Source organism: Nocardia cerradoensis NBRC 101014, assembly GCF_000308535.1.
GTDB lineage: Bacteria > Actinomycetota > Actinomycetes > Mycobacteriales > Mycobacteriaceae > Nocardia > Nocardia cerradoensis.
The window spans coordinates 1-11,798 of sequence record NZ_BAFW01000343.1 but is presented as its reverse complement, the minus strand read 5'-3'; the positions used below and the strand labels follow the sequence as shown (position 1 = coordinate 11,798).

Here is an 11,798-nt window from a genome sequence, read left to right as displayed (position 1 = left end):
GAGTCTGCTCGAGCACTGGCACCTCGTCGTGGTCGCCCGGCACGAAGACCTTCGACGGCTTCTTCTCGTCGTCGCGACGCCGACGCATCCGCGCCTTGGGCGCCACCGCGCCCCGCGGTACGTTGCGCGGCGGCACCGGGCCGGTGGTCGGCTCGCCGGGCAGCGGGCCGAATGCCTTGGCTCCCATCTGCCCCCAGTTGGACGGCATTCGGAATCCGGTGCCTGAGGCCGGCACCGCGCCGAGCCCACCGCGGGCCATCGAGAACGAGACCGCGCTGCCCACACCACCGTTGAGGCCCATGAGGGTGGTCGAGTACGGTGACGTGCCGTAGAAGCCGTGTTGTTCGTCGGTCAGATAGCCGCCGTCACCACCGGAATTGCCCAGTGAGTCGGTCATCGACGACATGGTGTTGTTGACATCAGACAGCGCGCTCTGGGCCTCGGACCCGCCTGGTGTGGTCTGAGCGGGATCGACGCCCGTATCGGTGGGCCCGGCGGGCTTGCCCGGATCCAGCCCGTCGCCGGTGACATCTCCCGAGCCGTCACTGGGCCCGCCGCCCGGCCCGCCCGGCCCGCCCGGTCCGCCGGGGTCGGAGGTCCCGTGGTACCCGCCGCCACCGCCTTGCGGCGGCGGATCGGGAGGACTGAAATACGATGTCCCCGGAGGACTTCCGCCCTCACCGGCGATGGTCGGCGCCACCGCCGGTGGCGGCATAGCGGCAATCACCGCCGTCGATTCCGCCTGGTAGACCTCCATCGTCTGCGCTGCTTGTACCCACATCCCCAGGTACTCTGCTTCGTTCTCCAGGAGCAACGGCGTCACCGCACCCTGACACGCGACGTTCTCGGCCGCCAGCACCACAGCAGCGGCCCGGTTGGCGAGGATCACCGGCAGCGGCGGCATCGCCGCGCGCGCAGCGCCGTTGGCCGCACCGGCGCTGGCCGCCAGATTCGACATCTGCTGGGCGACGACAGCCTGTTCCCGGTACCACATCGTGTGATTACTGAATGCGCTGTGCGCGCGTGCACCGGCTTCGCTCTGCCACGAAGCTTGCATCACACCGTTGGATCCCTCGAATCCACCGGCTGCTGCCGTCAACGCCTCGGCTACCGCCCCGTAGGCGGCCGAGGTAGCCATCATCGGAGCCGGACCAGGTCCCGCGGTCAGCTGTGCCGAATTCACTTCCGGCGGAAGCGCGCCGAATGCGAGCGTTTGCATCGCTTCGATCGCCAGGCTGGCCATGACAGCCAGGTCGAGCGCCGCCTGCAAAGTAGCAGCGGGGTCTGCCGCGGAACAGCCGATGTCTCCGGCCACGCTCATACCGGCCGCGGCCCCAGCCGCCGCACCGGAAACCGCGTCCATCACGCACTCCCAGCCGAGTTGTCAGATAGCTACGACGCCGGCGTCGGCGGAGCTGACCTGCGCGCCACCCTCGCCATCGCTGAATTCGTATCGCTGAATCGATTCCGGCAGCTTGTTGTTCCCTTCGTGGAACTTCGTGATGCCGTTGTTGGTGATGTTGAAGAAGCCGCCCTGATAACTGGTGAAGGCGGACGACAACCCCGCGCTGACCGGATCCGCACTCGGCGGAGCCGGAGTACTGGCCGCGGCCGCGGAATGCATCAAGCCGGACAGCGTGGTGGCGACAGCAGTGTTCGTGCTGTAAACAGCAGCGATGACTTCCGAACTGAACTGGAGATACATGGAGGTCTCCTCACAAGTGACGCCGACTCTGGTGTGAGCGGTTACAGAAAGAACGCTATGGCATTCCCGCCCTTGGGAATGTTGTGCGGGATAGGCCACATCTTCCGGTCTATTCCGGCCGTGGCACCCACGCGGCCTGGACCAGATCCCGGCGCGACTGCAGCGGCTCGACGAAGATGCCCCGGCCCACCGGTTGTTTGGTCGCCTTCACATCACCGATCAGCATGCCGTCGAGTTTCGAGCCGTCCATGATGAACCCGGAGCTGTTCAGATTCTTGATCTGACCGAGGACGTTGTCGTACAAGGCCATATCGGCCTGCGCGATATTGCGGGCGACGATGAGATGGAATCCGGTGTCGCGGCCGTCGACGATGAGGTCCTTCAACGGATCCAGCGGATTGAGCCCGCCTCGCGCGGCCACCATGTGATAGTCGTCGACCACCACGAAAACCTCGGGGCCGTTCCACCACGAGCGTTCCCGCAACTGCTGGGGAGTGACGTTGTCCGGTGGCCGCCGGCCACGCATCTTCTGGGCGAAGCCTGGCAGGCTGTCGGCGAGGTCGCGCTCGCTGGTCAGATATCCGATCAGCTGTTCGTCCGGAATCGCTTCCATGTGCTGGCGCCGGTAGTCGATCAGCACCACCACCGCCTGAGCGGGAGTGAACTGGGTGCGAATCGATTCCAGCAGCGCGGCGAGCACCGTGGACTTACCGCAGCCTGGCGAGCCGATGACGGCGAAATGCGTCGACACCCCGAAATCGACCGTGGCCGGGCTCAAATCGGATTCCCGGACACCGAACGGCAGCGCCAGTCGCTGCGCGAGGGTCTGCGGCTCCGGCCGTCCGGTGACGATCTCGGCCATGGTTATCTGGGCCGGCAGCAACTTGACCGCGGGCGCGCGGCGGGACTCGAACCGCCGCTCCAATTCCGCGATCGCCGCGCTCATACCCTGCGCCGCGGTCTCGGCGTCTCCGGAGCCGTCGATGCGGGGCAGCGCGGTCAGCATGTGCAGGCCGTCGGTCGAAATGCAGCGGCCGGGACGGTCGGGCGGAATGGAGGCGACCACCGCGCGGTGATTGTTGAAGACGGTGTCGGTGAGATCGCCGAGCCGCAATTCCAGCCGGGTCTGGAGCAGATCTTTGACGTTCGGCCGGATGGCCGCCCATCGCGAACTGCTGACCACCAGATGGATTCCGTAGTTGAGGCCTTGCAGCGCAATGGTTTCCATCACGGGCAGATATTCGTCGAAATATGGCCCGTTGACCGAGAATCCGATATCCCATCCGTCGATGACGAAGAAGACGTCGCCGTGCGCGTCCCCGCGCGCGGTCAACTCCGCCGACTCCGCCGGGGACTGACGCCGGCGGCGGAATTCGCGCATGCTGTCGATCCCCAGCTCGCTGAACAACGTCTGCCGGTGCGCGATCAGATTGGTGATCAGCGCGAAGGTTCGCCGGATCCGGTCCCCGTCCCGCGCCGAGGCCACCGATCCCACATGCGGCACCCCGCGCAGACCGGACAGACCGCCGGAGAAGTCCAGGCAGTAGAACTGCACCTGTTCGGGGCTGTGAGTCAGCGCGGTCGCGATCACCAGGGTTTGCAGCGCGGTCGATTTGCCCGACTGCGGTCCACCGACCACGGCGAGGTGTCCACCCGCGGCCGACAGGTCCACGGTCCACACGTCCTGACGCTGCTGACGCGGCTTGTCCACGATGGCCAGCGGAATCTGCAGTGCCCCGGGCTGAACGGCGGTGACCAGGCGTTCCAGGGTCGGCGGCACACCCAGCGGCGGCAACCACATCTTGTGTGCGGGACGCCCGTGCCCGGCCAGCTGCGCGAGCACGGTCTCCATCAACGTCACCGCGTCGTTCTCGTCCTCGGATTCGGGCAGGACGAGCCGCGGCTCGACGACCGGTTCCGGGCGGGCGGCGACGACATGAGCGGTCGTGAACCGTTGCGGCGGTTTGTATCCGCCGCCGGGGCGCCGGGCCCGCTGCGCGTCGGCCGGGGAGGCCGCCTGCGCGGGCGGGATATAGGGCGAGCCCACATACGCGGCCTGGAAACGCTGCAGATCGCCCGCGCCGACCCGCAGATATCCCGAACCCGGCTTCTTGGGCAGGTGGTAGGCGTCGGCGGTGCCGATGGCGTCGCGGGAGTCGCTGGTCTGGTTGGTGCGCAACGCGATTCGGTAGGACAGGTGCGCCTCGAGCTCACCCATCCGGTTGGCGGGCACCTTCTGCGAGGCGAGCAGCAGATGGATGCGCAGCGAGCGGCCGAGCCGGCCGATGGCGACGAACAGTTTCGCGAAGTTCGGATGCTGTTCGAGCAGTTCGGCGAACTCGTCGAGGATGATCAGCAGAGTGGGCAGCGGTGCCAGCTGCGCGCCCTGTTCGCGCGCCCGCTCGTAATCGGCGACGTTGGCGAAGTTGCCGGCATCGCGCAGGACTCGCTGCCGGCGCGCCATCTCGCCGTTGATCACGTCCTCCATACGGGTGACGAGATCGGCTTCTTCCTCCATGTTGGTGACGACCGCGGTCACGTGGTGCAGGCGGTCGAAGCCGAGGAAGGTCGCACCACCCTTGAAGTCGACCAGCAGCAGGTTCAGCACATCCGGCGAGTGCGTCGCGACGGCCGAAAGCACCAGGGTCCGAAGGAATTCCGACTTTCCGGAGCCGGTGGCGCCGATGCACATGCCGTGCGGGCCCATGCCCTCCTCGGCCGACTCCTTGATATCGAGGTAGACCACCTGTCCGGCGGGGTCATGGCCGAAGGGGATGTTGAGCCGGGCCCGGTCGATGTCGCGGCGGCGCGGCCACTGCCGCTCCGCGCGGATCGCACCGGGATCGACGACCCCGACCATCTCCTCCCACGACGTCCCCGTCCCGGCCTGTTCGGCGACCACCGCCTCCACCACCGTGGACAGCCGGAACGGTGAGAGGCCGCGGGCCAGGGCCGTCATCGCAGGAACCGAGATCGTGTCGGCGACACCCACCCGGCGCAGCCCGCGTGCGGTCACCTCGTGCAGTTCGCGATCCTGGGAGACGGTGAATTTCAATGCGCGCGGCAGACTCTGCTCGGTGCTGCCCAAGCGCACCCAGGTGCAGCCGTCCACGCCCGAGACGTCGCGTTCGCTGGCCGGCCCGCTGATGTCGACGAGCAGGATGTAGTGCGTGCGATCCAGGGTGGGCTGGCTGTTGGCCGAGAAGGGGCCGCGGTTGAGTCCGGCGAGCACCTTCGACCGCAGTTCGGCGACCGTGCGATAGACCATCCGGCTGGAGCCGATCGCATCGGTCTCACTCGGATGCTGGGTGTGCGGAAGCCATTTGAGCCACGCCCACTGCGGGGCGTCGGGATCGGCCAGCACGGCGGCGATCGCCACCTGGTCCGGCCCGTGCAGCACCGCGATCTCCGCGATCATCGCGCGCACGAGCCCGGCCACCGCGTCCTGATCACCGTCGAACCCCACCTGCGGGGCCGACAGCAGATTGATCGCGACCGGCATACCGCCCACCGTCGAGTACGCCTTGGCGAACCGCGTGACCTCGACGACGCCGACGGGATCGAGATCGGAGGTCGGGGCGGCCTCGGGCACGATCACCCGGACCTGATTCGCGATGCGCCCCCGGCCGATTCGCACCCGCAGGAACTGCGGGCTGGCCACCTGCACCTCCCACATCCGCTTACCGCCGACCAGGCGGGCGATCTCCGCCGGGCCGGGGTGGGTGTGGCGCAGATAGGTGTAGAGCTCGGCTTCGGCGGTGTGCACCGTCTTGCGGTTCTCCCCGATCGACCGCAGATAGTCCTTGCGTTCCTCGTTCAGCGAGGCGGCGCCGCCGGAACCGTTGCCGCCCATGCCGCCACCGATCATGCCGAACATCGACACCAGCATCATGACCGGGAAGAACATCATCATCGGGTTGACGGCTCCGCCACCGCTGCGGAACATCATCACCATCATCCCGCCCATACCGGCGACCATGACGACCGGCATGATCATCCGAATCCGGGACGGCGGAACGGGTTTGGGCAATTCGGTGGGCGGCTGCAACCGCAGCTCCGTGACCGCCGGCGCCTTCGGCCCGCGTTCGGCGCGGGCCGGGCGGACGAAGCGGCGTGTGCTGGTCATGGACCCCCACCTTCCGACTGCTGTGGCAGACCGACCGCGGCCTTGTCGGACGGAATTCCGTCGTGCTGGACGCGGGCGTCGCGCTGGGACAGAACCGGGCCGACCGCGAACAGCGACACCACACTCCACGGCGCGGGCAGCGGCGCCCGCAGACCGAGCGCGGCCAGGGTCTGATCGCCGATCGCGCCCGGAGCCACATCGATGCCGTAGCGCACGCCGCTGTCGGAGATCCAGTACAGCGACTCCCGCAGCGGCGAGGCCGGATCGGCGCCGGTGACCTGGACGAACCGGCCGGTGCCGCCGGGCAGATACGCGGTGTCGGCGGTGGCACCGTGCGACGCCGGCGCGGTGACCAGGCCGACGATCCGGGTCTGCTGTTCGGCGGTCAGCGGGAGCCGCCGTCCGTACAGCACCTGGGTGCTCGCATTCGGATCGCGGCCGCCGCGCGACCAGTGGTAGCAGGTCACGCCGTAGCGGTTCGCGTCGACGATCTGCACGGCCCGCGCCGGATAATCCTCGGTGCCGGGCCAGGTTCCGGGTCGCAGATTCGCGGCGACCACATCCGGGCCGACCGCCATGGTGGTGGCCGTGCCGTGCGAATCGGCGTTGCGGACGACGGCCGCCAGCACCGCGCTGATCTGCACCAGGCCCGACTGCGAGGCCAGATAATACGAGGAGGGGCGGTCCGGGCTCGACACGCTCAGCACCGATCCGACGGGCACCGACAGACCCGACGAGAGCGTGGTGACCCCGCCCGCGCCGGGCACGTCGGGCACCCGTAGCGGAGGCATCTCGGGTATCGCCTCGATCAACCCGCGCGAGGCCTGCGGAATCGGCATGGTGGCGTCGATTCCGAGGGCCAGCGTGACCGCGGAGTCGCGCAGATCGATCGCCGCGCGCACCACCCCCTTGTCACGATCGTCGTAGACCAGCCAGGTGATGGAGCCGTTGCGCAGCAGTCGCGCCTGATCACCGGACAGCGCGTGGGTGGTCTCGTCGTCCACGGTCAGCGGGCCGCCGATGGCGGTGGTGACCACCGCGGAACCGGCGGTCGTGGGCAGGCCGGTGGTCCGGTCGATCGGCGCGTCCGCGCCGGTGCGGGTGGTATCGCACACCGTCCACGAGGAATCGCTGTCGGTGCTGCCGACGATGCTGTCGGGGGCACCCGGAATTCCCACCCACGGGCCGCGCGGATACTTGTCCAGTTCCTGCTGGGAGACCGGTACCGGGTCGGCCGCCTTACCGCTGATCAGCCGCGCCGAGGTCAGATTCAGCGCGGGATGCAGTCGCCCGGCGACCTTCACATAGAGCGCGCCGCTGTTCTTGTCGGCGACGATGTCGGCGTTGCCGACCTGTTTGGCGGGCTTGAAGAAGGCCATCACCGCGGCGCCGGCGACGACGACGCAGGCCAGCGCGATTCCGATCGAGAGCGCGGTGGATCGGCCGCGCTGCGGATCGTCGATCATGGAGACCTCGCGCCGCACCAGCGCGTGCTCGATCCGGCGCAGCAGAAACCGCCACCCCGATATCTGGTGCTTGGTCACCACCCGGAATCGCGCCATGGCGTCAGCTGGTCGCGGCCGGCGCCAAACCCGACAGCGCGGCGGCGATGTCGAAGGCGTCGATCGTCATCAATTCCTCGTTGGTGAGGGCGGCGATATCGACGTTCTCGCGGGTGAAGCGGTAGTCGCGTTCGGCCTCTGCGGCCTCGACGACATTGCGGATGAACCGGCCGTTACCGGCCAGATCGATCAGCCGGCGTCCGTTCCTGGTTTGCGAGGCGAGCTGATCACAGCGTTCCCGCAGCACCTCGCGCGCCTGTTCGGACAGCAGCGAATCCTTCTTGCGCGCAATGTGATCGGCGATCTGGACCAGTTCGTCGCCACCGTAGCTGGAGAAGCGGATGCGTTTGGTGAAGCGCGAGGCGAGACCGTCGTTGGAGGCCAGGAACCGGTCGATCTGATCCTCGTATCCGGCGATCACCACCACCAGCTTGTCGCGATCGTTCTCCATCCGCGCCAGCAGGGTGTCGACGGCTTCCTTGCCGAAGGCGTCACCACCGGACAGCCCCTCCTGGATCAGGGTGTAGGCCTCGTCGATGAACAGCACACCGCCGAGCGCGGAATCGATCAGGGCGTTGGTCTTGGGTGCGGTATGGCCGAGGTGCGTGCCGACCATGTCGTTGCGCGACACCTCGATCACCTCCGGATTCTCGACCACGCCCAGGCCCGCGAAGATCTTCGCGATGACGCGGGCGATCGTCGTCTTACCGGTGCCGGGCGGGCCGGAGAAGATCAGGTGCTGCGATTTGGATTCCACCGCCAGCCCGCGCTTGGCCCGGACCTGATCCATCAGCACGCCGGACTTGAGCCGGTCGACCTGTTCCTTGACCGAATCCATGCCGATCTGGGCCTGCAAAAGTTCCGAGGCCTCCGAAAGCAGTGCCTCGCGTTCCTGTTTCGCCGACGCAGCCGCCGCTTCGGCGGGGTCGTCGCCGGTGGTGGGATCCCACAGGTCGGTGCGCGAGGCGAGCAGGTCCGGGGTGGTCACCTCCAGCCGGTAGGTCTTGTCCCGGACCGCGCGCTGCCACTCCTCGCGTTCGGACCACAGCCCGGATCCTTGCAGGCCCTTGAGTATTCGGTCGGCGTTCTCGTGATCGCCGTTGTGCCGGTACAGCATTCCCAGCAGGAAGTGCGCATCGGCCCAGATGTAGGAGAGGTTGCCCGAGGAGCTGTCCTCCACGATGCGTTGCGCGCGCGGCATCGCCTCGCCGAGACGGCCCAGATGCGCCAGCGCCTGGGCCGCCATCAACTCGGCCGCGATGTCGAGCAGGCCGTCCTCGATGACCGGTTTGGCGGTGCGGGCGGCCAGCACGTCGGACCAGCGCTTGGTCCGGAAGAACAGCGACATCCGCACGAAGTCGGCGACATCGTCGCTGGGTACCTGATCGAGTATGGCGGCCGCTTCCTGCCATTCGCCGCCCTCGGCATAGGAACACGCCTGCGCGATCGCGATCTGATCGCGGTCGGCCATCGCCACTCGCAGCCCGTACATGCCGATCTCGACCTGACACCACAGCGACCGGTCGATCAGACCGGCGCGCTGTTGATCCCGATAGAGGTTGTGGACCGATCGATAGGCGCCGTAGATCACCTCGGAGGTGATATCGCCGGCCATGGCGCGACCCAGCCAGGCGTCGCACATATCCGGATCCAGATCGGTCGCGGCGCGAAAGGCCGCCATCGCTTGTTGTTCGTTGCGCACGCCCCCGGCGACCAATCCCAGAGATTGAACACCCGTATAGAACGCGTCCTCGGCCGCTGACACCTGGACATCCCTTTCGACGCTCTCGCCTGCCCGAACCATAGACAGTCCCCGACCCGGGCGAAGATCGCCATTTCCCAATCATGGGAATATGCGGAATCGCGCGCTCGGGCGCCCTGCGCACCGGGGCGCGACCTGCGCGAACAGAGAGCGGTTACTAACCATCATGGTGGGCCGCTATTGAATGTACCGTTATTTGACGGTATGATCATTCGTGTGGATCGGCAGTTCCTCATCCTGGCGATCCGCTCTTCGGAACGAGTGCTCGCACACCGCGATCCGGCCACGGGCACTCGTTCCGAATCAGCACACGACAGGCACCATCACATCACCCGCACCACGACCGCCTCACTGGGCATGCGCGACCATTTGACCGTCGAACCCGAATACGGCGCCTCGATCACCATGCCGTTGCCCGCGGCCAGCTGCACATGTTCGGGTCCGCGCGCACTGAACGATCCGGCCGGGAACACCAGATCCCCCGGCCGCACATCCTGCGGCGGAATGCGCACGCCACTGTAGATCTGCTCGTACGTGGTGCGCGGCAGGACCACCTTGCCGTCGGTCGCCTCGGCGATCGCGTACTGGGTGAGTCCGGAACAGTCGAATCCGCCGCCGCTCGGCCCCCCGGCCCCACCGCCGCCCCACACATAGGGAAGCCCCAGATACGCGCTCGCCGCACTCACCGCCTTACCGCCGGCCGTACCGTCCGACGGGACCGGCCGATGCATCGCCGGCAATGCCCGGGCCGTCCGTGCCACCGACGTGGTCCGCGGACGCGGCCGGCGCCGTCGGCGCCGGCCCGGATTCGAGGTGAGCCGCCCCCGAACGGTTTTCGGCGTCGCGGGCGGCACGATCTGCGCCGCGTGCCGCTGCGCCTCGGCGAGGTCGGTGTCGACCTGGCGGGCCGCGTTCGTTACCGCGGTGTGCGCGGCGTCGAGCAGGGCGGGGCCGCTGAAGCGGGTGTCGCCCACGGTCGCGATGGCGCGCAGCCGGGTCTGCAGATCGGCGATCTGACCGTTGACCACACTGCGGCCCTTGACCGTTCCGTCACCGGCGGCGGTAACCGCCTTGTGCACCACCGCATCTCGTTCGGCGTGCGCCCCGGCTACCGAGGCGTGCATCCCGGCGGTTTCGTGATAGCCCGCCATCAACGCCCCGGTACGCAGGTCGATGGCGGAATTCGACGGGGCCGCCGCGGACGGGGCCGCCTGTACGGCGGGACTGCCGGTACCGTAGAGCTTCAGCAGGGAATTGAGGACGCTGTCGAGTCCGACGGTCAGTTGTGGCGACATTCGACCGCCTCGCCATCGCTGCGCATCGAACGCCTCCCGATTCGGCCCGGCTGCCGCAGGACCAGCGAAACTCGCGGAACTTCGCGTACCCGAAGTCGTCCACGACTATGCGGCACCGTCGCCGCGATGCGGAAACCGCATGACTTCCCATTTGCGGGAAGGGCCGACAATGAGGACGAACTCGAGGGAGGCGGTGCAGCGGCATGCCGGAGAACACGGCTGGAACCGAAACTATCGGCCTGCCGAAGCTGTTGCAGGACGGCGTCACACCCACGACCGGACTGCCCGTGGCGGGTAGTGACGGCATCACCGGCTCGGGGCCGCTGGGGGCGAATCCCCTTGCCGGGCCGCAGTTTCCGGCCGGCGGACCGCAGACCGACATGCGTGTGATCAATGCCCCGCAGACCCCTGGCGCGGGACCGCCGGGCACGCCCGGATCCGCCGGCCCACCGCCCGGCGGCCCGCACGAGCCGGGCGGCCCCACGAAGCCGGGGCCGGGCAAGCCGGGCCCGACCAAGCCCGACCCCACCAAGCCCGACCCGACGAAACCCGACCCCACCAAGCCCGACCCGACCAAACCTGACCCCACCAAGCCCGACCCGACCAAACCGGCGCCCACCACTCCCCCGCCCGCCAATCCCGAGAAGCATTACTGGACCGTCGAACTCGACGCCCCACCGGGTGCGAAACCGGCGGTGAAAGCCATTGTCGCGCTGGCCCGTACGGCGATCCAGACCGCCGTCGACCTGCTCGGTCGCGGCATGCCGAAGCCACCGCCGGAAGTGGCCAGTCTGCTGAAACCGGTGGTGTTCACCAATCTGGGGAAGAGCGACACCACCGTCGGCTACCGGCAGGCCATGGCCGCGGTGAACGCGAAGCAGACCTCACTGCTCGAATACGACCAGGAGATCGCGCGAACCTCGGTCCTGGTGGCCGCCAGCAAGGACGAGACACTCGCCAGTATCAAGAACATCGTCGCCGAACTGCAGGCGGTGGTGAAGGCGGTGCCCGCGAAGGCGACCACCGCCCAGCAGGCCGCCCTCATGCAGCAGATCAGCGCGGCGGTGGCACAGGTCTACCGCCTCGTCGACGCGGTCTACGCGGACAACCAGTCCCGGGCGGGCACCAGCAGCGGCTCGGGGTCCGGTTCCGGCACCGGTACCAGTTCCTCCAGCGGCGCCGCGTCGGGCGGGACCTCGGCGTCGGGCGGGGGCGGCGGTCTCGGGGACATCCTCGGCCAACTGCTGCCCATGGCCGCGATGATCCTCCCGATGGGAGCGATGGTGGCGGCGCCGCTGGTCACCCAGGCGATGCAGAAGAACCAGAAGGACAAAGAGGCCGAACTCCA

General features: G+C 68.1%; 6 protein-coding genes and 1 pseudogene. 1 reads left to right on the top strand and 6 read right to left on the bottom strand.

The genetic code is table 11. The features are described from left to right. From ON23_RS38175 to ON23_RS29265, 6 genes are all read right to left on the bottom strand, one after another. Window positions 1-1,363 (bottom strand): PPE family protein (locus ON23_RS38175; RefSeq protein ID WP_143860366.1); only part of this gene is annotated, 1,363 nt, incomplete at its 3' end. Between the two features lie 21 nt (window positions 1,364-1,384). Beyond that, the gene (locus tag ON23_RS29285) at window positions 1,385-1,705 is read right to left on the bottom strand and encodes a PE domain-containing protein (RefSeq protein WP_039782284.1); all 321 of its coding nucleotides are present in this window, start codon (window positions 1,703-1,705) and stop codon (window positions 1,385-1,387) included. Window positions 1,706-1,814: 109 nt separating this feature from the next. Continuing rightward, window positions 1,815-5,831 (bottom strand): type VII secretion protein EccCa, encoded by a 4,017-nt coding sequence (gene eccCa, locus ON23_RS29280; protein ID WP_051043532.1) that lies wholly within the window; start codon window positions 5,829-5,831, stop codon window positions 1,815-1,817. Beyond that, entirely contained in the window at window positions 5,828-7,393 is a 1,566-nt protein-coding gene (gene eccB, locus ON23_RS29275; RefSeq protein ID WP_039782283.1) for a type VII secretion protein EccB, read from the bottom strand. Before eccB ends, eccCa begins: the two co-directional genes overlap by 4 nt. A gap of 4 nt (window positions 7,394-7,397) precedes the next feature. Continuing rightward, window positions 7,398-9,158, bottom strand: a complete 1,761-nt coding sequence (eccA, locus tag ON23_RS29270; protein ID WP_039782282.1) for a type VII secretion AAA-ATPase EccA — start codon at window positions 9,156-9,158, stop codon at window positions 7,398-7,400. 320 nt (window positions 9,159-9,478) lie between these two features. Then, the gene (locus ON23_RS29265) at window positions 9,479-10,450 is read right to left on the bottom strand and encodes a C40 family peptidase (RefSeq protein ID WP_039782281.1); all 972 of its coding nucleotides are present in this window, start codon (window positions 10,448-10,450) and stop codon (window positions 9,479-9,481) included. Between the two features lie 203 nt (window positions 10,451-10,653). Between ON23_RS29265 and ON23_RS29260 the strand changes: the two are divergent. Then, a pseudogene (locus ON23_RS29260) lies at window positions 10,654-11,798 on the top strand (hypothetical protein); the annotation flags it as partial.

Bases quoted from the DNA above. Each gene is read 5' to 3' on its own strand.
- ON23_RS29285 (WP_039782284.1), bottom strand. From the start codon at position 1,705: ATGTATCTCCAGTTCAGTTCGGAAGTCATCGCTGCTGTTTACAGCACG.
- eccCa (WP_051043532.1), bottom strand. From the start codon at position 5,831: ATGACCAGCACACGCCGCTTCGTCCGCCCGGCCCGCGCCGAACGCGGG.
- eccB (WP_039782283.1), bottom strand. From the start codon at position 7,393: ATGGCGCGATTCCGGGTGGTGACCAAGCACCAGATATCGGGGTGGCGG.
- ON23_RS29265 (WP_039782281.1), bottom strand. From the start codon at position 10,450: ATGTCGCCACAACTGACCGTCGGACTCGACAGCGTCCTCAATTCCCTG.